Origin of the sequence: Pseudoalteromonas sp. T1lg65 (assembly GCF_051930985.1) — a bacterium.
Classification (GTDB): Bacteria; Pseudomonadota; Gammaproteobacteria; order Enterobacterales; family Alteromonadaceae; genus Pseudoalteromonas.
Genome location: NZ_CP196837.1, coordinates 1 through 25,169, shown reverse-complemented (window position 1 = coordinate 25,169; position 25,169 = coordinate 1). Strand labels below are relative to the sequence as shown.

At 43.7% G+C, this 25,169-nt stretch carries 20 protein-coding genes; 7 read left to right on the top strand and 13 right to left on the bottom strand.

Annotated elements, in window-relative coordinates:
• Positions 1–38: 38 nt before the first annotated feature.
• The 4 genes from def to trkA are packed head-to-tail and all read left to right on the top strand — an operon-like array spanning position 39 to position 4,208.
• Positions 39–551, top strand: coding sequence for a peptide deformylase (def, locus tag ACSLBF_RS00100; RefSeq protein ID WP_440054626.1), 513 nt, complete (start codon positions 39–41; stop codon positions 549–551).
• A 37-nt stretch (positions 552–588) separates the two neighbouring features.
• On the top strand, positions 589–1,536 hold the full coding sequence (gene fmt / locus ACSLBF_RS00095) for a methionyl-tRNA formyltransferase (protein ID WP_440054625.1): 948 nt from the start codon (positions 589–591) through the stop codon (positions 1,534–1,536).
• Positions 1,533–2,816, top strand: coding sequence for a 16S rRNA (cytosine(967)-C(5))-methyltransferase RsmB (gene rsmB / locus ACSLBF_RS00090; RefSeq protein ID WP_440054624.1), 1,284 nt, complete (start codon positions 1,533–1,535; stop codon positions 2,814–2,816). The genes fmt and rsmB overlap by 4 nt, the downstream gene beginning before the upstream one ends.
• A gap of 15 nt (positions 2,817–2,831) precedes the next feature.
• Entirely contained in the window at positions 2,832–4,208 is a 1,377-nt protein-coding gene (gene trkA, locus ACSLBF_RS00085; RefSeq protein WP_440054623.1) for a Trk system potassium transporter TrkA, read from the top strand.
• Between the two features lie 12 nt (positions 4,209–4,220).
• On the opposite strand, the gene ACSLBF_RS00080 is transcribed toward trkA, so the two are convergent.
• The 5 genes from ACSLBF_RS00080 to ACSLBF_RS00060 all read right to left on the bottom strand — a co-directional run bounded on the left by ACSLBF_RS00080 (position 4,221) and on the right by ACSLBF_RS00060 (position 10,630).
• The gene (locus ACSLBF_RS00080) at positions 4,221–4,886 is read right to left on the bottom strand and encodes a flagellar brake domain-containing protein (RefSeq protein ID WP_440054622.1); all 666 of its coding nucleotides are present in this window, start codon (positions 4,884–4,886) and stop codon (positions 4,221–4,223) included.
• A 213-nt stretch (positions 4,887–5,099) separates the two neighbouring features.
• Positions 5,100–6,551 carry a TrkH family potassium uptake protein gene (locus ACSLBF_RS00075; protein ID WP_440054621.1) on the bottom strand — a complete coding sequence of 484 codons (1,452 nt, stop codon included), beginning with the start codon at positions 6,549–6,551 and terminating at the stop codon, positions 5,100–5,102.
• Positions 6,552–6,648: 97 nt separating this feature from the next.
• Positions 6,649–7,266: a YigZ family protein gene (locus ACSLBF_RS00070; RefSeq protein ID WP_440054620.1), complete on the bottom strand. Its 618-nt coding sequence runs from the start codon at positions 7,264–7,266 to the stop codon at positions 6,649–6,651.
• 60 nt (positions 7,267–7,326) lie between these two features.
• Positions 7,327–8,649 carry a Xaa-Pro dipeptidase gene (gene pepQ / locus ACSLBF_RS00065; protein WP_440054619.1) on the bottom strand — a complete coding sequence of 441 codons (1,323 nt, stop codon included), beginning with the start codon at positions 8,647–8,649 and terminating at the stop codon, positions 7,327–7,329.
• Positions 8,650–8,737: 88 nt separating this feature from the next.
• Positions 8,738–10,630 carry a transglycosylase SLT domain-containing protein gene (locus ACSLBF_RS00060; protein WP_440054618.1) on the bottom strand — a complete coding sequence of 631 codons (1,893 nt, stop codon included), beginning with the start codon at positions 10,628–10,630 and terminating at the stop codon, positions 8,738–8,740.
• A gap of 210 nt (positions 10,631–10,840) precedes the next feature.
• Here ACSLBF_RS00060 and fadB point away from each other — a divergent pair, with 210 nt between their 5' ends.
• The 3 genes from fadB (at position 10,841) to tusA (ending at position 14,616) form a co-directional block, all read left to right on the top strand.
• The gene (gene fadB, locus ACSLBF_RS00055) at positions 10,841–13,003 is read left to right on the top strand and encodes a fatty acid oxidation complex subunit alpha FadB (RefSeq protein ID WP_440054617.1); all 2,163 of its coding nucleotides are present in this window, start codon (positions 10,841–10,843) and stop codon (positions 13,001–13,003) included.
• 1 nt (position 13,004) lies between these two features.
• The gene (fadA, locus tag ACSLBF_RS00050) at positions 13,005–14,174 is read left to right on the top strand and encodes an acetyl-CoA C-acyltransferase FadA (protein ID WP_440054616.1); all 1,170 of its coding nucleotides are present in this window, start codon (positions 13,005–13,007) and stop codon (positions 14,172–14,174) included.
• A gap of 202 nt (positions 14,175–14,376) precedes the next feature.
• On the top strand, positions 14,377–14,616 hold the full coding sequence (tusA, locus tag ACSLBF_RS00045) for a sulfurtransferase TusA (protein ID WP_440054615.1): 240 nt from the start codon (positions 14,377–14,379) through the stop codon (positions 14,614–14,616).
• Positions 14,617–14,655: 39 nt separating this feature from the next.
• On the opposite strand, the gene ACSLBF_RS00040 is transcribed toward tusA, so the two are convergent.
• The 8 genes from ACSLBF_RS00040 to dnaA form a co-directional block, all read right to left on the bottom strand.
• Positions 14,656–15,117 carry a hypothetical protein gene (locus tag ACSLBF_RS00040; RefSeq protein ID WP_440054614.1) on the bottom strand — a complete coding sequence of 154 codons (462 nt, stop codon included), beginning with the start codon at positions 15,115–15,117 and terminating at the stop codon, positions 14,656–14,658.
• Positions 15,118–15,178: 61 nt separating this feature from the next.
• Positions 15,179–17,248, bottom strand: coding sequence for a glycine--tRNA ligase subunit beta (glyS, locus tag ACSLBF_RS00035; RefSeq protein WP_440056262.1), 2,070 nt, complete (start codon positions 17,246–17,248; stop codon positions 15,179–15,181).
• A 2-nt stretch (positions 17,249–17,250) separates the two neighbouring features.
• Entirely contained in the window at positions 17,251–18,150 is a 900-nt protein-coding gene (glyQ, locus tag ACSLBF_RS00030) for a glycine--tRNA ligase subunit alpha (RefSeq protein ID WP_440054613.1), read from the bottom strand.
• 191 nt (positions 18,151–18,341) lie between these two features.
• Positions 18,342–18,950: a porin family protein gene (locus ACSLBF_RS00025; RefSeq protein ID WP_440054612.1), complete on the bottom strand. Its 609-nt coding sequence runs from the start codon at positions 18,948–18,950 to the stop codon at positions 18,342–18,344.
• Between the two features lie 183 nt (positions 18,951–19,133).
• Complete coding sequence (gene gyrB / locus ACSLBF_RS00020; RefSeq protein WP_440054611.1) at positions 19,134–21,551, bottom strand: DNA topoisomerase (ATP-hydrolyzing) subunit B; 2,418 nt, start codon at positions 21,549–21,551, stop codon at positions 19,134–19,136.
• 12 nt (positions 21,552–21,563) lie between these two features.
• Entirely contained in the window at positions 21,564–22,652 is a 1,089-nt protein-coding gene (gene recF / locus ACSLBF_RS00015; protein ID WP_440054610.1) for a DNA replication/repair protein RecF, read from the bottom strand.
• Between the two features lies 1 nt (position 22,653).
• Positions 22,654–23,757, bottom strand: a complete 1,104-nt coding sequence (dnaN, locus tag ACSLBF_RS00010) for a DNA polymerase III subunit beta (protein WP_440054609.1) — start codon at positions 23,755–23,757, stop codon at positions 22,654–22,656.
• An 11-nt stretch (positions 23,758–23,768) separates the two neighbouring features.
• Entirely contained in the window at positions 23,769–25,169 is a 1,401-nt protein-coding gene (dnaA, locus tag ACSLBF_RS00005; RefSeq protein ID WP_440054608.1) for a chromosomal replication initiator protein DnaA, read from the bottom strand.

The window sequence follows — 25,169 nt, the reverse complement described above, 5'->3', positions numbered from 1 at the left end:
GCTATCAAGCTTACATCAAGAAATAGTTAAAGGTAACCATGGCTATATTAGAAGTATTGAGGTTTCCAGACGAGCGCCTACGCACCGTTGCGGCGCCGGTTTCGGAAGTCAACGACGATATTCGTCAAATCACCAAAGACATGTTAGAGACCATGTACGATGAAAATGGTATTGGACTTGCGGCAACTCAAGTAGATATTCATCAACGCATCGTGGTGATTGATGTATCTGAAGAACGTGATCAACCTATCATACTCATTAATCCCGAGATCATTAAACAAGATGGTACGACCGTGAGTGAAGAAGGCTGTCTTTCTGTCCCTTATTCATATGCCAAAGTAGACAGAGCTGAGCAAGTCACCGTCAAAGCACTTAACGAACAGGGCGAAGCTTTTGAAATGGATGCTGGCGGTTTGTTAGCTGTCTGTATTCAGCATGAGCTAGATCACTTAGTTGGCAAGCTCTTTATCGATTACTTATCACCGCTAAAACGTCAGCGGATCCGTAAAAAGATAGAAAAAGAAGCCAAGCTCGCTGCAAAGCAAGCATAATCCACTAGATATTTAGCTAACTACATCAGGAATTTTCGTGACACAACCTTTGCGTATCGTTTTTGCTGGCACACCAGATTTTGCCGCTCGTCATCTTAGTGCATTAATTGACTCTGAGCACCATGTTGTAGGTGTATATTGCCCACCAGATCGCCCAGCTGGAAGAGGAAAAAAGCTTAAAGCATGTGAAGTAAAAGTATTAGCCCAAGAGCATAATATTCCGGTACTTCAACCCACTAGCTTGAAAACCGCTGAAGCACAAGCGGCGTTAGCCGAGTTTAATGCTGATGTGATGGTCGTCGTTGCTTACGGTGTGTTACTGCCAAAAGCCATCTTAGAAACCCCTAGGTTAGGTTGCCTAAACGTGCATGGCTCAATTCTGCCCAGATGGCGAGGCGCAGCCCCTATTCAACGCGCAATTTGGGCTGGTGATGCTGAAACGGGTGTCACCATAATGCAAATGGATGAAGGGCTAGATACTGGAGATATGCTGCATATAGAGCGCTGCCCTATTACTGCAACTGATACCAGTGCAGACTTGTACGCAAAGCTTGCTGAGCTGGGCCCTCAAGCCCTAATCAAGACGCTGGCAAACCTAGGCTCTGGTAATTGCCAAGCCGAACCACAAAACGATGCACTCGCAAACTACGCTAAAAAGCTTTCTAAAGAGGAAGCCAACGTAGATTGGACGCAAAGTGCGCTGCAAATTGAGCGAAATATTCGCGCCTTTAACCCGTGGCCAATTTGCTTCACCTCTATGGCTGGTAATGTGGTTAAGTTGTGGCAGGCTCAAGTCATCGACCAGCACGGTCAGCCAGGCACCGTACTAAATAGCGATAAACACGGCATCGTTGTTGCGTGTGGAGAACAGGCGCTACAAATCACCATGCTGCAACCACAAGGCAAAAAACCGATGTCAGCCCAAGATTTCTTAAATGGCCGAGCCGATTGGGTAACTACTGGCACTCAGGTAGGTGCTCTGTGAGCAACGTAAGAGCATTAGCGGCACAAACCTTATACCAAGTGGTCGACAAAGGGGCTTCTTTGAGCGCGCAACTACCTCTTGCTACTGCGCAGTTAGAAGGCAAGGACAAAGCGCTGTTACAACAAATATGTTATGGCGTGTTACGATATTTGCCATCGCTAGAGCATTATTGCCAGCAATTGCTCGAACAACCTTTAAAAGGTAAGCGCCGTGTTTTCCAATTTTTGCTGTATGTAGGTATTTACCAACTTCAACATATGCGAGTTCCTGCGCACGCAGCTGTAGCTGAAACGGTTAATGCACTACAGGTGATGAATGCACCGGGTTTAAAATCTTTGGTTAACGCGATACTGCGTACCTTCCAGCGTCAACAAGCTGAATTGGAAAAAAGTACCGAAGCGATCCCGGCGTGTCACTATAATCACCCAGGGTGGTTTATTAACAAGGTAAAAGCAGCATACCCTGAACAATGGCAGAATATCTTGCTTGCCAACCAGCAACAAGCGCCAATGTGGTTACGAGTTAATCAAGCCAAATACAGTACTGCTGAATATGCTCAGTTACTTGATGATGCAGAGATTGCTTACTCGCTGAACCCTGATTTCCAAGATGGTATTTTGTTAGACAATCCAGTCGATGTTAAAAGTCTGCCATATTTCTTAGATGGCGCATGTTCTGTCCAAGATGCTGCTGCGCAGTTAGCAGCTAGACTGCTGACACCAGCAGATAACGAAAACATACTTGATGCCTGTGCAGCGCCCGGTGGTAAAACCTGTCATATTCTAGAATTAGCTGATGCACATGTTACAGCGCTAGATGCCGATGCTGAGCGTTTACTTCGCGTGCAACAAAACTTGGCGCGAATAGGCTTAAATGCGCAATGTCTTCAAGGTGATGCGGCGAAGCCTGAAACATGGTGGGATAATACGCAATTCGATCGTATACTGCTAGATGTACCTTGCTCTGCAACAGGTGTTATTCGCAGACATCCTGATATCAAGTGGCTACGACGAGCTCAAGACATTGATGCATTAGCAGCACTACAGCACAGTATCATCAACAATATTTGGCCGCTACTTAAGTCAGGTGGCACGCTAGTTTACGCGACGTGTTCGGTGCTGCCGCAAGAGAACTCGGCACAAATACAGCGCTTTTTAGCTGAAACGCCAGACGCACAGTTAGTGCCTTTGCATGATAAGGATACAGCTGAGCAGCCAGGCTTACAGCTACTACCAGGCGTTACTGATGGCTTTTATTACGCCAAGTTGACTAAACTTTAAAAACAAAGAAGATACATGAAAATTATTATCTTGGGCGCTGGACAAGTCGGCGGAACATTAGCAGAAAATCTCGTTGGTGAAGAAAACGAAATCACCGTCGTGGATATAGACGGCGAGCGCTTGAGGGAACTCCAAGATAAGTATGACTTGCAAGGCGTCACAGGCCACAGTGCCCACCCCGATATTCTTCGTCAGGCAGGCGCTGAAGATGCAGACATGATCATTGCAGTTACCAGCTCTGATGAAGTCAATATGATTGCTTGTCAGGTAGCCTACAGTATTTTTAATACTCCAACCAAAATTGCTCGGATCCGCTCTGAGCAATACCTTAAATACCGAGAAAAGTTATTTCATAACGATGACTTACCCGTTGATCACTACATTGCGCCAGAACAACTCGTTACTCAGTATATTCGCCGTTTGATTGATTATCCTGGCGCTTTGCAAGTACTCCAATTTGCCGATGGCATGTTATCTTTGGTCGCGGTTAAGGCATACTACGGCGGCCTGTTGGTTGGTTATGCCCTGTCGGCACTGAAGGAGCACATCCCCAATGTTGATACTCGAGTGGCCGCCATCTACCGCCAAGGTAAAGCGATAAAGCCACTGGGTACCACAGTGATTGAAGCTGATGATGAAGTATTTTTTATCGCAGCGACTAAACATATCCGAGCGGTCATGAACGAACTGCAAAAACTAGAACGTTCGTATAAAAAAATCATGATAGCTGGGGGTGGTAACATTGGTGCTGGTCTCGCTAGTTCGCTAGAAAAAAACCACAGCGTCAAGCTTATCGAGCGAAAACAGGCGCGAGCGACCACTCTATCCGAGATGTTAGACAATACCGTGGTTTTCTGTGGAGATGCATCTGATCAAGAATTACTCTCTGAAGAACATATAGAACAAGTAGATGTGTTCATTGCGGTTACCAATGACGACGAGGCAAATATCATGGCTGCCATGCTCGCCAAGAGAATGGGTGTGCAAAAAACCATGGCTCTTATTCAGCGTGGCGCGTATGTTGACCTAGTACAAGGTGGTGAGATAGACATCGCCATTTCTCCTCAGCAAGCGACAATTTCAGCTTTACTAACTCATGTTAGAAGGGGCGATATTGTTAATGTGTATTCTCTGCGTAAAGGAGCAGCAGAAGCAATTGAAGCGGTAGCCCATGGCGATGAAAATACCTCAAAGGTGGTCGGCAGAGCCATTCGCGATATCAAGCTTCCTGCGGGAACCACGATTGGTGCAATCGTTCGAGAAGACGAAGTACTGATAGCCCACGACGATACTATTATTTTGTCTGGCGATCATGTCATTATGTTCTTAATTGATAAAAAACACATTGGCATCGTAGAAAAGCTATTTCAGGTCAGTGCGCTTTTCGTATAAGCGCACTATTCTCTATAAAGCTGATAGGTCGATTAAATACTCATTAAGTACTTTTTTCACCTCATCCACCTTAGCGGTTAAATGGATCCCTAAAGACAGTTGAAACCCCTTTTTCTTAATACTACGCACTTCACCTGTTAACGGTACTGATGTTCCCGACTTTACCACCAAAGTGACTTCGCACTTTTGCCCTTCTTTAAACGTTTCGGGCTTTTTGGTTTCCACCTCTAGTTGCAATCCATTTAATGAAATATCGCGTACAACACACGCTTCTTTGACATCACTACAACTGAATTTTGCGGGAATATAGGTCGGTATGCGGGTATGAGTTCTCAATTCATAACATTCAAGGTTATCCGGCATATCAATGAATACGAGTTTTACTGGGTGAACAGAAACAGCACGAATATGCGATTTAAAAGCAATGACCTGCCCTTCTGCATTTTCAAGCAATGCGCGAACAATAACTGACGTACCTTCAGAGACATAATCAGCCGCTGCTCCCAGCCTTTTTGGGTTCGGATAATTAACAATAAGATAGGTATGGTTCCACATGCCTACATATTCTGTTTTAACCCGTTTGCTACTGGCTGGCATACAGACTTCGATATCCACAAAGCTACCTGTAGGTAGCGTTTGTAACGGCTGTAAATGTCCCTCTAACTTTGTTCTTAACACCGTTCCCCTCCTGAGACTATCAACTAGCTTAATAATAGCTGCTTTTAGGGCAGCTAGTTTAAAGTCGAAGTTTGTTTTATTACAACAATAAGCGGATAAAAAAGTGTATTAAATACTAAGAAGCAGCTAATTCGCAAAGCCCACACTATTTTTGTGAACTTTGCGAAATAGGAAGAAAACCGTGTTGGAATAACAGGCTGGTGCAGTATTCGACTAGCCACGCCAGAAAGTCGGTGTGAACAATACCAACAAGGTGAAAATTTCTAAGCGACCAAATACCATCGCAAGTGTAAGGATCCACTTCGCGGCATCGGTGATCTCACCATAATGTGAAGCAACATCTCCCAATCCTGGACCAAGGTTATTCAGACATGCTGCGGTCGCTGAAAACGCAGTGATGTTGTCTAACCCTGTACCAAGTAGTGCAATCATGATGATAACAAAAACCAGTGCATACGCTGAGAAAAAGCCCCACACAGCCTCTACGACTTTATCTGGTAACGCTTTTCGACCAAGTTTGATTGAATAGATGGCTCGAGGATGCACTAAACGGTTTAATTCACGGATCCCTTGCAGATAGAGTAGAAACACCCGCACTACCTTCATGCCTCCGCCAGTCGAGCCAGCACAACCGCCAATAAAGCTAGAAAAAATCAATAAAATGGGTAAAAACAGCGGCCAAGACGCAAAACTATCTGTTGCAAACCCTGCAGTGGTACTAATAGAAACAGCCTGAAACAGTGCATGATTAAGCGTTTCGTCGCCAGTCTCATAGACATCATTTGATGACAGCACCGCGAAACAAATCACTACCAGTGCAAACTGAATAAACAAAAAGACTTTAAACTCAGGATCTCTAAGATAAGCACGAATACTCCGACTCGACACTGCAGCATAATGCAGTGAAAAGTTAATCGCCGCGATAATTAAAAATACGACGCAAAAAAAGTTAACCAGTGGACTTTCAAAGTAACCAATTGACGCATCGTATGTGGAGAATCCACCAATAGCGATAGTTGCAAAAGCATGACAAATAGCATCAAACCAATTCATACCAGCAAATGCATACGCAAAGGTACAGGCCGCAGTGAGCGTCACATAGATATACCACAAATGCTTTGCGGTATCGGCGATACGCGGTGTCATTTTAGAATCTTTGACCGGTCCGGGGGTTTCAGCTCGATACAGCTGCATTCCACCAACTCCTAGCATCGGTAGAACTGCCACAGCGAGGACAATGATCCCCATACCGCCAAGCCATTGTAATTGTTGACGGTAAAAGAGCACTGACTTTGGCAAATGCTCGATACCGGTTAACACCGTAGCACCTGTTGTCGTTAACCCTGAAAACGCCTCGAAAACCGCATCAGCCAAAGATAGATTTGGCGTATCCAAGAAAATGAGAGGTAGCGATGCGAATGAACCCAGCACGAGCCAAAATAACACAACAATCAAAAAGCCTTCTCGGGCTTTCAAGTCACCACGTTCTTTTCTGTTTGGGTAGTAGGCAAAAAGCCCCATCAGCACGCTGAAAATAAAGGCAAGTACAAAAGGAACACCACCCCCATCTTTGTAGATCAAAGAAACCAGTGCGGGGGGCACCATGGTCAAGCTAAAAAGAGCAACGAGCTGCCCGAGTATTTTTATTATGGTACGAAATTGCATGTGCGGTTTCGCTTATTCAAATGAAATCGTTATTGAACTTGATATATCTCTTTTCAACATCTCTACTCAAGCAAGAAGTCAATTAGAGCATAACATGCTACGGTTGTTGTTTTGCTAATAATACCGCACCATTGGTTAATTCATAAATGGCGGCGATCACTTGCTCGACTTCACGACGGTCCACAGTAATCGTCCAATCAATATGCGCTGCAAACTGCTTTTCTATATTTAACACCGTAAACTGGCTTTTTAACAACTGCTCAATCACTCCTTGTAAGGCGTAGTCGGAGCTTCCAAGCAAGGTTCCAGCTGGGATTTTCCGCGCGGTGGGTAACTGTTGTAGCGCATTATTTAGCGTTCCCCCGTAAGCACGCACTAAACCACCTGTGCCAAGTTTAATACCACCAAAGTATCTGGTCGTTACGGCAGTGATCTCTCCAAGGCCAGAGCCCACCAAGACATTCAGCATTGGCTTTCCAGCGGTACCATTGGGCTCTCCGTCATCAGAGAAGCCTAATACGTGACTGCCAGTTGGCGCGCCGGCAACGTGCGCCCAGCAGTTATGACGAGCATCTGGATATTCCGCATTGATCTGCTTAATAAAGCTTTTTGCATCTTCAAGTGTCGGTGTATGCGCTATATGAACGATAAAGGTGCTTTTCTTTATCTCTTCATGATAGCGGATGGTTTCACTTGGGATGGCGTATTCCGACATAGTCACTCTCAAACTAAAAGGGAGCCTTATAAGGCTCCCTATTCTATAACAACCAATTGATTACTCTAAGCCAAAGTCTCGAGTCATGTTTTCAAGGTGATCGTCATACACAATAATGTTGTCTTCGATACGAATACCACCGTACGGTTTAAACTCATCAACCTTATCCCAGTTAACATACTGCTTGTTGTCAGTCTGCGCTAAATCTTCTAACAACGAGTCAATAAAGTATAAACCTGGCTCAATAGTAAACACTTGGTTTGCTTCTATTTTGCGGGTACAACGCAAGAATGGGTGCCCTTCCGGAGGCGCTTGGTGAGTGCCGCTATCATCCGCCATAAAACCGCCCATGTCATGTACTTGAAGACCGATGTGATGACCTAAGCCATGTGGGAAGAAGGTAGCAGTGATACCTTTTTCTACAATAGCGTCAGCAGGCAAATTCACGATTTTAAAATCACTTAACACTTGCGCAATGCGTTGGTGACAGTCGATATGCAGTTCGCCATAAAGCTTGCCCGGTTGTAACAACTTGCCCAGTTCAATTTGGTGCTGGTTCATCACCTTTACGAGATCGGCGAATTCACTATTCCCACTATAATCATAGGTTCTGGTAATATCTGACGCATAACCGTTGAAATTAGCACCCGCATCAATCAAGAACGACAAATGTTTTGCTGGTGCCTTTCGCTCAAAATGGGTGTAGTGCAAAATAGCGCAGTTTTCATTCAATGCAACAATATTGCCATACGGTGTGTCATTTTCCATATGCTGAGTGGCATTCAGATAAGCTTGTTGGATTTCAAACTCTGAACCACCAGCAAAAAATGCATCTCGAGCAGCCTGATGACCTAGTACACCTAATCGGCTAGCTTCTCGCATACACTCCAGCTCGTATTGTGTTTTGTACGCTCTATGAAAGTGCAAATAGTTCATCACAGGTTCTGGATTCATATGAGTGAAGCCGAGTGCTTGTGCAACCTCAAGGTATTCGCCGATATACGCATAACTGGCCTTATCGTAAGGCAGTAGCTGTTCCACCGAGTCTGGTGCTGTCAGAAGCTGAATATCAAAATATTGTGCCCAATAATCTTTCGGTTCATCTGGTACTTTGTGCCAAAAGTCTACCGGACGATAAAAAATAAGCTTCGGTTTATCCACCCCATTAACGACCAGCCAGCAATGAGGATTGTCGATAACAGGCAGCCAAGCTTTGAATTGCGGGTTCACCTTGAAAGGATAATACATGTCGTCCAAGAATTGACGTTTTGTCTGGCCGGAATGAATAACGAGTCCATCCAACCCTTCTCTTTCTAGTATTGTTCTCGTACGCTGTTGCAGTGTGGCAATATGCTCAGCATATAAATTTGCTAACTTATCCATAGTGTACCCATATTCAAAATTACGTTAAACCGAGTCTATCATAGCCATTGTATAAAAACGACGTGATGCGACCAAGCCAACACTTAAGTTATTTTGCTATTTTCATATCCAGTACCGCGGCAAGAATATTGCCATCACGCCCCAGCTTCGTGTGATAAACCTGGCGATAGGCCATAACATTTTTTACATAATCCCGCGTCTCAGTATAGGGGATCAGCTCTATCCATAATTCAGCAGGCATCGCTTCGTCGGGTAACCAACGTTTGATTCGATGGTAACCTGCATTATATGAAGCCGTAGCTAATATCTCGTTTCCTTCATTCTTGCGTTTTAAATACTCAAGATAATTGGTTCCAAGTCGAATATTGGTCGCGGGCTGAAACAAGCGTTTTTTGGAGACCTTATTTCGATTGTTCACATACGCTGCGGTACTGGGAAGTAACTGCATCAAACCATAAGCATCAGCAGAGGAACGCGCATCTGGCGCGAAAGAGCTTTCCCGACGAGCAATCGCAATACTCCAAGCCAAATCAACTCGATTACGTTCACTGTAGCGAATAAAGAGGTCTTTAAACGCCATAGGGAAACGAAGGTCAACATAGTCCCAAGCGCCAATTTGCGCTAGCGTGAAGATTGTACTGTCGTACCAATCAAGCTCAGCTGCGAGCACTGATGCTGCAAGTTTTTCATCGTCACTTGAAGTATTTGTAAGGTAGTTCCATTCGCGGCGAGCATCGGTGTAACGTTCCAGTTCGTATAAGGCTTTAGCTCGTTTAAACCCTGGTGCTTGCGAAACCTTGTTCAGTAAAGTTTGAGGCACTTGTAGAGGCTCACTATTAAGTGCAATGGGTACTCCAACTCTTGCAGCCGCTAAAAAGCCATAGTAATCACGCTCTACCGCTACTTCGCGCCAAAGCGTATTAGCCTTATCCAACTCGCCTCGCTTGGCGTAACTATAAGCCAGCCAATACTTTTGCCCGTGCGATAAGTTGTCTCGCCCTGTAAACAGTACCGCAATTCCCTCCCAGTCTTGTTCTTTTAGCATATTACTCATCAACCACTGCAGTAGCTTTGCGTCCTGTCTTTCATGGGGTACTTTATTAAGCCAAAAACGAGCTTCTTCATGCCCTTTAGATGCTAAAGCCAGTGCGAAGCGATAAGCGACCGAATCTTTTTGCTGCTTTGAAAAAGTGAACATCGCCTGCATTTTTTGCCATGCCTTCAGAGCCAACTCGGGATCTCGCCAGATAAGACGACGTACGCCGTACACGGCGATTTCAGATTCTTTAGCAGAACGTTGTTTAAAGCGATATAGCCCGGCAGCAGAGCTAGGATCACGACGGACTTCTTGGTATAGCTCTGCCAAATAAGCTTCTTTTTTTGGTAGCAGTTTAGCTAAGTAGTCTAACAATGAAGTTTGCCCGCGCTGGGCTGCATTGGTTACGCGCTGCCATACCAGTTCGGGTGTGCGATAACCCGCTTTACTCCACATCGAAAATAACCGATCACAAGCTTTGGGTTGTGATTTTCCTACCGTCCACAAATCTGCAACCTGCTCTAAAATTGGTTTTTTTAAAGCGCCTAAGTCGAGCTGATAGGTCAAGTAGGTACATTTTAGCTCGGCGTCACTGGTATCCCTGTAATAATTTATAAAGCGCGCTTTTTTATTATGTCGTTTCAAGTAACTCAGCCAGCTATCACGCACTGGCCACTCCAGCGGCGTATGTTCATAAATCGTGAGAAAGTGATCGATTTCAGTTTCATAGCGAAGCCGTGGATGGCGTTTGTAAAACGCCATCTCCACGTAGGGCTTTAAAGGATGATCGAGCCCAGCAACCGCTTGCTGAAAAGCTTCATAGTTGCCAGACCAAGCGATTCGCTCAGCTTGTTTGAATTGTTCATGTGAGTCATCGGCTGCGAAAGAAAAAGCACTGAAGAAATATAAACCAGCAGCAGACGCTCTAAGTAACCAGTTTGTCATTAAAAACCTTTATAGCTATTTACTAACATGGCGCGCGATAGAAAACATGGGAAATGGAAAACAAAAGCACGCCTAAACACCATAACAAACCAAATCCCGCATTACAGTAAATATGCGGTAAATTTTTCATTGCATTTTTCAGCTAAAGACGCCACACTGATTGAAATTACAACTCATCGTACCAGTGTAAAACAACACGGGAGAACAAGTATGTTGATCAAACGCGAGTCCTTTGTAGTGGATTTTTGCAAAGGCAATATCGCTGAATTTAAATTTAGTCTACCAGGCTCGGTAAACAAGTTATCTCAGCAAGTTTTAAAAGACTGTCACGAGGCACTGAAAGAACTCGCTCTACGTGACGATATTAAAGGCTTAATCTTCACCAGTGATAAAGATCACTTTATTGTTGGTGCAGATATTTTTGAGTTTTTACCTACCTTTAATCGACCTGAAGAAGAACTTGTCGGTTGGATTAAAAACGCCACAGACGTATTTGATGCAATCGAAGATCTTCCTTTCCCAACTTTATCCGCTATCAATGGATTAGCACTTGGTGGCGGGTGTGAGTGGTTACTAGCTACAGATTATCGTATCGCCACCCCAAACGTAAAAATTGGCTTACCAGAGGTTAAACTCGGCATTATGCCAGGCTTTGGTGGTACCGTGCGTTTACCACGTATCATTGGCGCGGATAATGCGATGACGTGGATCACCACAGGTAAAGAAAATCGTGCAGATGAAGCGTTAAAAGTTGGAGCCGTTGACGGTGTAGTGGCCGCAGATAAGTTGATGGCAGCATCCATTAACACCATTGAACAAGCGATTGACGGTAAGTTAGATTGGCAAGCAAAGCGACAAGTCAAACTTGATCCACTGAAAATGAATCGAGTTGAGCAAGGTATGAGCTTTGGTATGGCAGAAGGCATGGTAATGGCTAAAACAAAAGGCCATTATCCATCTCCTGTGATGGCAGTACAAACCATCAAAGCAGCAGCCAACTGCGCGCGCGCAGAAGCTATGGCTATAGAAAATCAGAACTTTGCCAAACTAGCTAAAACTGCAGAAGCAGCAGCTCAAACCGGTATCTTCTTGGCCGATCAATATATTAAAGGTGTTGCAAAACAGCAGGCAAAACAAAGCCAAACTGAAATCAAGCAAGCGGCCGTATTAGGCGCTGGCATCATGGGTGGCGGTATTGCTTACCAATCAGCCTATAAAGGCACGCCAATAATTATGAAAGACATCCAGCAAGGCGCACTAGACCTTGGTATGGGTGAAGCTGCTAAGCTACTTGGCAAGAAAGTGCAGCGTGGTCATATGTCGATGGATAAGATGATCGCAACGCTTGGCAAGATTAAGCCAACATTGAATGACAGAGATCTGGAAGGCGCTGATATCATTGTTGAAGCAGTCGTTGAAAATCCAAAGATTAAAAAAAGCGTGCTTGCGAGTCTAGAAGCGCAGCTTCCTGAGGGTACGATTCTCACTTCTAATACTTCAACGATTCGTATCGATGAGTTAGCAACTGCACTTGAAAAGCCTGAAAACTTCTGTGGTATGCACTTCTTCAATCCAGTGCCAAAAATGCCATTGGTAGAAATCATTCGCGGTGAAAAGACATCGGATGCAACAGTCGCAGCGGTTGTTGATTATGCGTTGAAACTGGGTAAGTCTCCAATCGTTGTAAATGACTGCCCTGGATTTTTTGTCAATCGAGTGTTGTTCCCTTACTTTGCAGGCTTCAGCCAGTTAGTCGTTGAAGGTGCTGACTTTGCCAAAATCGACAAAGTGATGGAAAACATATTTGGTTGGCCAATGGGACCGGCATATCTACTTGACGTAGTCGGGATCGATACCGCTAATCACTGTACTGGCGTAATGGCGGATGGCTTCCCAACGCGCATGGCCCGTAAAGACAAAGATCCCGTTGCACTGCTTGCAAACGCTGAACGATTTGGTCAAAAGAACCAAAAAGGCTTCTACCAATATGCGCCTGATCGCAAAGGCCGTTTGAAGAAGAGCAAAGATGAATCGGCGCTACAACTGCTAGGTCAGATCTGTGACGCTACGCAAGAGTTTGATAAGCAAACTATCATTGAGCGTTGTATGGTGCCAATGATCAATGAAGTACTTCTTTGTCTTCAAGAAGGCATTGTTGCTTCTCCTCAAGAAGCTGATATGGCGCTAATCTACGGTATCGGTTTCCCTCCATTTAGAGGTGGCGCATTCCGCTATTTAGATCAACTAGGCCTTGCTAACTTCGTGGCAATGGCTGATAAGTACGCACACTTAGGTGAAATCTATCAAGTCTCGGAACAAACCAGACAGTGGGCAGCCGAAGGTAAAGTGTTCTATCAAGTGGAGGGCCAGTAACATGGAAAACGCAGTAATCGTAGATTGTATTCGTACCCCAATGGGCCGTTCTAAAGGCGGAGTATTTAAGCACAAGCGCGCAGAAGACTTAAGTGCACATTTGATGAAGGGCCTCCTTGAGCGAAACCCACAAGTTGCCCCTGATTCAATTGATGATATTTACTGGGGCTGTGTACAGCAAACCTTAGAACAAGGCTTTAATGTTGGTCGTAATGCGGCACTGCTAGCAGGGATTCCTCATACCGTTCCCGCTGTTACAGTCAACCGTTTATGTGGTTCTTCAATGCAAGCGCTACACGATGCAGCACGTGCTATTATGACAGGTGCAGGTGATACTTACCTGATAGGTGGTGTTGAGCACATGGGTCATGTTCCTATGACTCACGGCAACGACTTTCACCCAGGCCTTTCAACATCTGTGGCACAAGCCGCGGGTGTAATGGGCTTAACGGCTGAATATCTTGCCTTGATGCACGGCATTAACCGCCAACAGCAGGATGAGTTCGCAGTGCGTTCACATCAACGTGCGCATGCAGCGACGGTTGAAGGTCGATTTGCAAAAGAAATTTTGCCGACCGAAGGTCACGACGCAGATGGCGCACCTATCTTAGTCGAACATGACGAAGTCATTCGTCCAGAAACAACGATGGAAGGATTAAGTCAGCTTCGTCCGGTATTTAACCCAGCGTCAGGTACAGTGACAGCCGGTACGTCTTCAGCCTTGTCTGATGGCGCTTCAGCAATGTTGGTCATGAGCGAGTCAAAAGCAAGAGAATTAGGTCTTCCTATTCGTGCTCGCGTGAAATCTATGGCTGTGGCAGGTTGTGATCCATCCATCATGGGATACGGCCCTGTTCCTGCTTCACAAAAAGCACTAAAACAAGCTGGGATCACAATTGATGATATCGACGTCGCCGAGCTTAATGAAGCATTTGCGGCTCAGTCTTTACCAGTACTAAAAGACTTAGGGCTGCTGGATAAAGTCGATGAGAAAGTAAACTTAAATGGAGGAGCTATCGCGTTAGGTCACCCACTAGGTTGTTCTGGATCTCGTATTAGCACCACACTTATTAATCTAATGGAAGAAAAAGACGCAAAATATGGTTTAGCAACCATGTGTATTGGTTTAGGCCAAGGTATTGCTACCGTATTTGAGCGCGTCACAGACTAATTCAGTCATTCCCAATTTCAACTTGGTGACCAAGGCAAATCAGTATCACACTGGTTTGCCTTTTTTATTGTAATATTGACCAAGCTAGCGACTAGAAAATAGTTGTCATCCACAAGTTCAGGTTAGCTAACAAGAGTAGTTTATTTAACTCAGACAAAGCGTTAAACTAGTGGCTTTGTTTATTTATACTGGGTTGTAAACGATGAGCTTTGATACTACCGACCATGTTTTAGATGCACTTGGCCTGCGGTGTCCAGAACCAGTTATGATGATCCGCGGTATGGTACGAAAAATGAGTGACGGTGAAACATTACTTATTGTCGCCGATGATCCATCTACTACTCGCGACATTCCTAGCTTTTGCGAATTTATGGATCACACTTTAGTTGCCAAAGAGATCGATGCGACACCTTATAAATATGTGATAAAAAAAGGGCTATAAATCTCATTACAGCCCTTTTTATTGAGTATGGGAACACCACTACACTTTAATTATCACCACTTTGGGATAACGCGTATTGCGGTAGTCAAATTGGATCTCATACCACCCTTTCTTACTCGGCTTAAAGCTAAAGTAGTTATATACCGTGTTGCAATCAGCAGCCAAAGGCATACCAAGTTCTAATCGCCCGTCATTTTTATAGCCACAGTTATAGCCTTCACTCCATTTTTCGTCGGCAATTTTAAACTCATAAACCTTACCAGGGCTCATAAACTTGGCTCGAGCGCTATAAACGCCAGGTTGTGACTCTACCATACGGTATTGGGCCTCAGCATCCCAAAGTGTAAAGTCCCCTCGTAAGTATAATGTTCTATCTAATTGACCTACTCCAGACTGTCTGCCATCACCTGACAGTCCGCCTTCTGGCAAGGTAAAATTACTGCTACTACATGCTGAAAGTAGCAGCAAAGAGACAACTAAAATCCCCTGCTTTATATTCATTTCTCTACTGCCTTTTGCGCTTACTCAATGGTAAGAAGCCAGCGAATGCTGGCTTCTTTTCTTAGTTTTGCAATACTGAAATATCTGCTGTTTTCAAGAATAATCGACTCAGTTGACTCAGAAGTGCTAGACGATTTTGTTTTACCGCTTCGTCTTCTGCCATCACCATTACGTTATCAAAGAAATTATCAACTACTTCTCTTAGACTTGCTAAGCGCGTTAGTGCCTGTTGATAATCACCCGCCTCATAGACTGGTGTTAACTCTTCTGATAACGCCGACACTTGGCTAGCTAACGCTTGCTCTGCCTGCTCTTGCAATAAGTTAGCAGCAACAGCCAAGTCACTTGAAATATTATTCTTAGCAAGAATGTTATTTACCCGTTTATTGGCAGCAGCAAGCGCTTCTGCTTCAGGTAAAGCTCTAAAGTGACTTACCGCTTTTACACGACGATCGAAATCAACCGGGCTAGTTGGACGCCTTGCGAGTACCGCTTGGATCACATCAACGCTGATCCCTTCATCTTGATACCAAGCACGGAAGCGACCTAGCATGAACTCAAACACTTCCTCTGATACATTGTCATTTGTCAGCTTATCGCCAAATAGTGTTTTGGCTTCTTCGACAATGATATTGATATCAAGTGGTAGTTCTTTTTCTACCATGATGCGCAACGCACCAATCGCCGCTCGACGCAGAGCGAATGGATCTTTATCGCCTTTTGGTGTCTGTCCAATTCCAAAAATACCCACCAAGGTATCAAACTTATCAGCTAGCGCTACTGCGTAACTGATAGGATTTGATGGCAGGTCATCTCCGGCAAAGCGCGGCATATACTGCTCATTTTGTGCCAATGCCACTTCTTCTGCTTCACCGTCAATGCGCGCATAGTGCATGCCCATCACGCCCTGAACATCGGTAAACTCCATGACCATCTCGGTCATCAGATCCGTTTTACTTAATAAGCCAGCACGCTTAGCAAGTGCTCGATCAGCACCAAGTTGCTCAGCAATAAATCCAGCTAACGCAGCAATACGTTCGGACTTATCTTTAAGTGTACCGAGTTGCTTTTGAAACAAAACGGTTCCCAAAGACTCAAGACGGCTTTCCAGTGTTTTCTTCTTGTCCGTTTCAAAGAAGAATTGAGCGTCAGCCAGACGTGGACGAACTACTTTTTCATTACCAGAAATAACCACACTTGGATCTTTACTTTCGATATTCGAAACAAACAAGAATTTATTAATTAGCTTGCCTTGCTTGTCTAGCAACGGAAAATATTTTTGGTCGTCTTTCATGGTGTAGATCAGCGCTTCCGCTGGGACATCCAAAAATGCCTCTTCAAATGAAGCGACCAAAGTGACAGGCCACTCTACCAAAGAAGTGACTTCTTCTAATAAGTCTTCATCCATCGCAACCACAGCATCTAGCTTTTGTGCTTCAGACTCTATTTGTGAACGGATCATCGCTTTACGCGCTTCATAATCAGCAATAACGTAAGCGCCTTTGAGCACTTCAAAAGCCTCGTCAGCATGATTCACTGTCACGCGCTCTGGATGGTGAAAGCGATGGCCTTGTAGTTGGTTGCTAATCGCTTTACCTAATACTTCACCTTCCACTTGCTTGTCACCAAGCAGTGCTGCAACGGTATGAACAGGACGAATAAATTGAGTCTTGTTGGCACCCCAGCGCATTGGCTTAGGGATAGGTAGTTTAGCCAAAGCTTTGTTGATTGACTCAGCAAGTAGCAGCAATGTTTTCTGGCCCTCTACGGTTGCTTTGTGCAATAGCCACTCGCCTTTGTCTGTTTCGATACGACCTGCATCGGCTATGTCAATGCCACAACCACGAGCCCAACCCAAAGCGGCTTTCGTCGCGTTACCATCTGCATCAAACGCCGCTTTTACAGCTGGACCTCGTTTCTCAACAACTTTGTCTTCTTGCTGGGTTTGCAACTCAGAAACCTTAATACCCAAACGTCTTGGCGACGCGTACCAAGCAACGCTTTGATAGCTCAATTCTAATGAGTCTAATTCTAGTGCAATGTTTTCAGCAAAAGATTCGGCTAATTTACGAAGTGCTTTTGGTGGTAGTTCTTCTGTACCAACTTCTACTAATAGATTTTCTGTCGACATCATTAATCCTTACACAGCGGGAAGCCTAGCGCTTCGCGAGCATCATAATAAGCCTGAGCACATGCTTTAGATAAAGCCCTTACTCGCAAGATGTAACGCTGGCGCTCTGTCACCGAGATAGCGTGACGAGCATCAAGCAGGTTAAATGCGTGAGAAGCTTTCATCACTTGCTCATACGCTGGTAGTGGCAGCCCAGCCTCGATAAGCTTTTCACTTTCTTTTTCACATTGGTCGAATTGCTTAAATAACGCTTCCACATCCGCATGTTCAAAATTGTATTTTGACTGCTCTACTTCGTTTTGGTGGAAAACGTCACCATACGTTACTCGGCCCATCGGTCCATCGGTCCAGACCAAATCGTAGATGCTGTCTACACCTTGTATATACATGGCAAGACGCTCGAGACCATAGGTGATCTCACCAGTAACTGGTGCACACTCAATGCCGCCAACTTGCTGGAAGTAAGTAAATTGAGTCACTTCCATACCATTAAGCCACACTTCCCAGCCAAGACCCCAAGCCCCTAAGGTTGGTGACTCCCAGTTATCTTCTACAAAACGCACTTCATGGGTAAGTGTATCGATACCCATTGCGGCCAAAGAACCTAAATAGAGCTCTTGAATATTTTCAGGTGATGGCTTCAAGACCACTTGGAATTGATAATAATGTTGCAAGCGGTTTGGGTTTTCACCATAACGACCATCAGTCGGACGACGACAAGGTTGGACGTAGGCGCTCGACATAGGCTCAGGGCCAATGGACTTCAAGAAAGTCATTGGGTGGAATGTACCCGCACCAACTTCCATATCTAAAGGTTGAGCTACAACACAACCCTGCTGTGCCCAATAATCCTGTAAAGCCAGGATCAAACCCTGAAAGGTTTTGATATCGTATTTTTGCATAGTTGGCTTATTTATATCTGCTAAGTTAGACAGTCCGCGGACGCATACTATATGGCTATGTAACTGTCATTTTTGTGATTGAAAATTATGCTCAGTATACCGCGAGCAACCTTGGGTTTTAAGCTTTTAAATATAAAAAAGGAGGGAATTCCCTCCTTTTTTATATTTTCTTTGCTATTGAGTGGTTTTTGCTAGAAGGCGTATGACACACCAACGGATAAGCTATTCCAGTTACTCTCACGAGATACGATTTTTAGATCAGGGTAGACCTGATAGTCTACAAACGCGGTCACTTCTGGCGTGACTTCATATTCAACTCCAATCCCATAAGTCACTCCTACTTCCGTAATTTTCTTTTCTAACTGGTTAATAGAAAGAAACTCATCATTTTGATAGGTTTGCATTGTCATGTATATCTGGAATTCTGAGCGACTAAAGCCTGCAAGCCCATAAATAGTCAGTGAATCAGAAAGTGGATATGAAAACTTTCCAAGTAATGAAAGTTGCGTATTGATTTCTTCTTTATAAGGAAAAGTCTTATCTGTGATTTCGTGATAGTAAAACGATGAATAGCCATTTGATAGCCCAAAACTGAGGCGAGTTTCGAGTGAAATATTAGAGCTGTATTGGTACCCTCCCAGTACGCCAATCGAGTCAAACTCTCTACCTCGGTTATGAATGTCTTGTTTACTAAAAATACCGCCTAGATACCATTGATCATTTTCTTCCTTTGAGTAGGATGCAGTACTGAAACTGAGTGTTGCTATAGATACAGCGGCTAAAAGACTTTTTGACATCATAATTCATTCCTTTTTATGATTAAAAAATATTTAATAATCTTCCCTGTAAGGCTATCTATCAATCACTTTCAATTCAAAGTGTTATTTGTAAGCTTATGTTTTTTTATTTTGCGCCATGACCATGACAACACACATAAAAAAGCTGCATTGATGCAGCTTTTTTATGTAATTTAGTGTTTATTGTTACACATCTAGGTTAACCACGCGCAGCGCATTGGTTTCAATAAACTCTCTACGAGGCTCAACTTGGTCACCCATTAAGGTTGCGAAGAGTTGGTCTGCTGCAATGGCGTCTTCGATGGTAACACGCAACATACGGCGAGCACCTGGGTCCATGGTTGTTTCCCACAACTGGCTTGGGTTCATCTCACCCAATCCTTTATAACGTTGTGTATACAAGCCGCGTTTTGACTCTGAAATCAGCCATTCTAAAGCATCTTCGAAGTTACTGACTGGCTGCGACTTCTCTCCTCGTTGGACATAACCAGATTCAGACATAAGATTACCAATCTGATTGCCTGTATGGCTAATACGTGCATAGTCTTTTGACGTGATAAAGTCGTAATTTAACGTGTGTGCTTTATCAACACCATGCTGTCTAATGTTGATGACGGGATAATACATATTTCTCTCATCATCAAAAGCGACTTGTGCATTGAAGATTGTTGCGTCTTCATCATTCTTTACTAAATCAGCAACGAGCTTTTCTGTCCAAGCAGTAACAGTTGCTTCATTTGATAGGTCACTTTCTGCCAACTCAGCTTGATACAGTAAACGATTCATCACAGATGACGGATATTTACGCTTCAGTCTTTCGATGATATTTACCGTATTTTGATAGTCATGTACTAAGTTATCTAACTTGTTTCCTGTGATCGCTTCAGCGCCTTCAGATGGATAAAGCATTGCTTCGTTTAGTGCTAATGACGTTAAGTAAGTCGTTAACGCACTATCATCTTTAATGTATCTTTCTTGCTTACCTTTTTTCACTTTATATAGTGGTGGTTGAGCTATATAGACATAACCACGTTCAATGATTTCTGGCATTTGGCGATAAAAGAACGTCAGTAGCAAGGTACGGATGTGAGAACCATCCACATCCGCATCGGTCATGATGATGATACGATGATAACGAAGCTTTTCAGGGTCATATTCATCGCGCCCTATACCACAACCCAGAGCAGTGATGAGAGTTGCTACTTCCTGAGAAGATAGCATTTTGTCAAAACGTGCTTTTTCTACGTTCAGGATTTTACCCTTCAATGGCAAAATAGCTTGGTTTTTCCTGTTTCGACCTTGCTTTGCTGAACCACCTGCAGAGTCACCCTCCACTATGTAAAGTTCAGATAATGCGGGATCTCTCTCTTGGCAGTCTGCCAACTTTCCGGGTAAACCTGCTAAGTCCATGACCCCTTTCCGACGAGTCATTTCTCTGGCTTTTCTCGCAGCTTCACGCGCACGAGCCGCATCTACGATTTTACTCACAACCGTTTTAGCATCGCCTGGGTTTTCAAGTAGGAACTCGCTTAGCTTCTCAGCCATCATTTGTTCTACCGCACCTTTGACTTCACTTGATACGAGCTTGTCTTTGGTTTGAGATGAAAACTTAGGGTCTGGTACTTTAACACTTACGACTGCTGTTAAGCCTTCTCTAGCATCGTCACCTGTCGCGCTCGTTTTGTATTTCTTGTTAAAGCCCTCTTTTTCCATATACGTATTTAATGTACGTGTAAGAGCCGCTCGGAAGCCAGCAAGGTGTGTACCACCGTCGCGTTGCGGTATATTATTCGTAAAGCAGTAGATGTTCTCTTGGAATCCATCATTCCACTGCATTGACACTTCAACACTAATGCCGTCTTCACGCTCTGTAGAAAAGTGAAAAACACTCTGATGAACTGGGGTCTTTTTACGGTTTAGATATTCAACAAACGCTTGTATACCCCCTTCATATTTGAAGTGGTCTTGTTTGTTTTCTTCACGCTCGTCGTTAAGAATAATGCTTACACCCGAGTTAAGGAATGATAACTCGCGTAAGCGCTTTGCCAAAATATCGTAGTGAAAATTGGTATCAGAAAAAGTTTCAGCACTTGGCCAGAAACGCAATTCGGTTCCTGTTGAGTCTGCTTCACCTATTTCAGCTAATGGTGCATCCGGGACACCCATAGTATATTTTTGTTGATGCACTTTGCCTTCACGGCGAATTGTTAATTGTAGTTTTTCTGAAAGTGCATTTACAACCGACACACCTACACCGTGCAAACCGCCCGACACTTTATAGGAATTATCATCAAATTTACCGCCAGCGTGAAGAACTGTCATTATTACTTCCGCAGCAGATACCCCTTCTTCTTCATGTATTTCTGTAGGGATACCACGGCCGTTATCTCGAACAGATACTGACCCATCAGTATGAATGGTGACAAATATGTCATCACAATGACCAGCTAGTGCTTCATCGATAGAGTTATCAACTACCTCAAACACCATGTGATGTAAGCCTGTGCCATCATCTGTGTCACCGATATACATTCCCGGACGCTTTCTTACTGCATCCAATCCTTTAAGTACTTTAATACTCGACGAATCGTAATTTTCAGACATGGTTTCTTCCAATTATTTTGTTGTTAAACTGCCATGTTTCACGTGGAACATTTTAACTTCTCGTTCCATTGGTTCAACGACAGCAGCAATACTCTCAGGAGTTATTGCGGTGATGAACAGTTGAGACCGACATCGCGCTAACAAGTGAGACACTGAGAGTTTTGTTTCTTCACTTAACTCTGAGGGCAAATCATCAATAAGCAATATCGACTGCTTATTGCACTCAAGGTCAATTAATTCACTTTGTGTGACTTTTAGTGCATACAAGAGTAACTTAAGTTGTCCTCGAGATAAAATATTCTCAGCACTGTGCCCATCGGCATAAAAGTTGAAGTCCGCTTTATGTGGACCTTTACTTGTATAGCCAAGCTTTACATCTCGCTCTAACTGAGCAGCAAGTACTTCTTTTAGTTCACCTTTCCAACCGGGCTGAAAACGAATTTCAAGGCCTTTGAAGATAGGGCTTATATCCCCTATCTTATCAAAAAAATGCTCTTGAAACCTACTTATATAAGCCTCTCGATGAGTATTTATTTGTTCGGCCAATGATACGAACTGAGCGTCCCAATACGCTAATTGTTGACTAAGATTGGCAGGTCGAGCCTTGAGTAATGCATTACGTTGCTTTAGAACTTGATTGAATGTTTTCCACGCTGAAAAAAAAGCATGTTCCACGTGAAACACTCCTAAATCGAGAAATTTTCTCCTCTCTTTAGGTCCACCAAAAAAAAGCTCATAGCTTTCAGGAGTGATAACCTGAATAGGTAAAATCATTGCTAATTCTGATATACGTCGACTAGACTGCCCCTGAATTTTTAAAACCGTTTCTCCCAGTCGACTTTTACTAATTCCAACTGGTATAGACAAGCTATTTAACTGCTTTTTACCATGCACAAGACACTTTTCAGACTCGTGGCGTATGAGTAATTTGGAAAGGTTGGTACGAAAAGACTTACCGCTTGAAAGAAAGTAAATGGCTTCAAGTAAACTAGTTTTACCGCTGCCATTTTCACCAAATATAACATTGATAGCTTCACATGGTGAGAAGGTAATCGCCTCAATATTACGAAAATTATTGAGGCTTAGATGGGTCAGGCTCATGCTATAAACGCATTGGCATCACAACATACATAGCATCATCATCGCTAACCCCTTCGATGAGCGCACTACTATTGGAATCCAACAAAGTAAATTGTACGTCTTCTGTTTTTAGCGTGTTTAATACATCAAGCAGATAAGAAACGTTAAACCCAATTTCCAAGTCTTCCCCTTGATAACCAACCTCAACGGTTTCTTCGGCTTGTTCTTGCTCAGGGTTGTTGGCACTGATTTTCAGCATACCATTGCTGAGATTAAGCCGAACACCACGGAACTTTTCATTTGATAAAATAGATACGCGCTGAAATGCACTACGCAACCACTCTCGGTTTGCGGTGACTAGCTTATCGCCTCCCCGAGGTAACACGCGGCGGTAATCTGGAAAACGACCATCAACCAATTTACTGGTGAAAATAAATTCACTATCGCTCAAACGAATATGATTAGCACCAAATTGTATTGTCACCAACTCATCATCGGCTGGTAACAACCGCATTATTTCTTGTACGCCTTTACGTGGAATGATTAGCTGTCTCTGTGTCGCCAAAGACTCTGGTAACGTTTTCTGCGCAATAGCAAGACGATGCCCATCCGTTGCTACCGCCTTGATCTCGTTATTGTCCACTTCAAATGACATACCATTGAGATAGTATCGAACGTCTTGGTTTGCCATTGAGAAATGCGTTGCCTCTAGCAAACGACGTAGCTCGAGGCGAGTCAGCGTAAACTCGACTTCCCCTTGCCATTGCTCTAGGTTAGGAAAATCTTCTGCGGCCAATGTAGTCAACGAAAAGCGACTTTGACCGCTGGTTAATAGCAGCTGATGTTCCTGACTAGATAAGATAATTTCCGAACTGTCAGGTAAACTTTTACAAATATCTTGTAGCTTTTTAGCAGGCAAAGTTATTTTTGAATTCTCAGTTGGGTTTTCAAGAACAACCGAAGCAACTAATTCAATTTCCAGATCGGTCCCTGTCATCGACAGAACACCATCTTTCACCTCAAGTAGCACGTTAGATAATATAGGCAGCGTGTGCTTGCGCTCAATCGCACCTGAAACTTGCATAAGCGGCTTTAAAAACTGCTCTCTCGATATTGTAATTTGCATACTAAAAACCCTTAAGAAGACAGTGTTCTAATTAAATTTTGATAATCTTCTTTCACTTCGTGACTTTCTTCACGAAGCTCTTTAACTTTTCTACAGGCATGAAGAACGGTGGTATGGTCACGACCACCAAACGCGTCACCTATCTCAGGCAAGCTATGGTTGGTTAATTCCTTAGATAATGCCATAGCGACTTGTCTTGGTCTTGCTACGGAACGACTACGTCGTTTTGATAACAAGTCGGATACGCGGATCCGATAATACTCTGCGACCGTGCGCTGAATATTATCAATCGTCACCAGCTTATCTTGTAACGCCAATAAATCTCGTAAAGCCTCTTTCACAAAATCAATCGAAATCGGTCGACCTGTAAAATTGGCATTCGCAATAACTCGGTTCAATGCCCCTTCTAATTCACGGACATTAGAACGTAGCTTTTTAGCAATAAAAAATGCAACTTCATGTGGAAGATTAATATTACTTTGCTGCGCCTTTTTCATCAAAATCGCAACTCGAGTTTCCAGCTCAGGGGGTTCAATAGCAATAGTCAGCCCCCAGCCAAATCGAGACTTCAACCGATCTTCAACCCCTTCTATTTCTTTAGGGTAACGGTCTGAAGTTAAAATAATTTGCTGATTACCTTCAAGCAATGCATTAAAAGTATGAAAAAACTCTTCTTGCGAACGTTCTTTATTAGCAAAAAACTGAATGTCATCGATCATCAACGCGTCTACGCTGCGATAGTAACGTTTAAACTCTTCAATCGCATTATTTTGCAGCGCCTTAACCATGTCCTGAACAAAACGCTCTGAATGCATGTAGACAATTTTGGCATTTGGCTTTTTGTTCAAAATACCGTTACCAACGGCATGAAGTAAGTGCGTCTTACCTAACCCGGTACCACCATAAATAAACACTGGATTAAATGCTGAACCTGGGTTATCTGCAACTTGTGTGGCCGCGGCTTTTGCTAATTGGTTTGATTTACCTTCTACAAAGTTATCAAACGTATAGTTTTCTTTAATATTTGATTTGTGTGCTGATTTTGGGGCTGGCTCAACTTTTTCAGGAGCCCTTTGTTTGCTCTCTGTTAGCAAAACATTTGCTTGTTGATTCCCATTGAGGTTATCAGTCGAAGTTTTTTCGCCATTCATTGCATTATTCAATGTTGGCTTACTACCCACATCAAAACGCAATTCGGGCGCTTCGTTTCCACATATTTCAACTAATAACTCATTAATACGGTTAAGATACTTTTCTCTGACCCAATCAAGCACAAAACGATTAGGCGCGTAGATAGTTAAGGTATCATCGGTACTTTCTGCTTGCAGAGGTCTCACCCACATACTGAATTGCTGAGATGGCAACTCATCCTGCAAAACATATAAACAACTTTGCCAAACCGACAGATACAC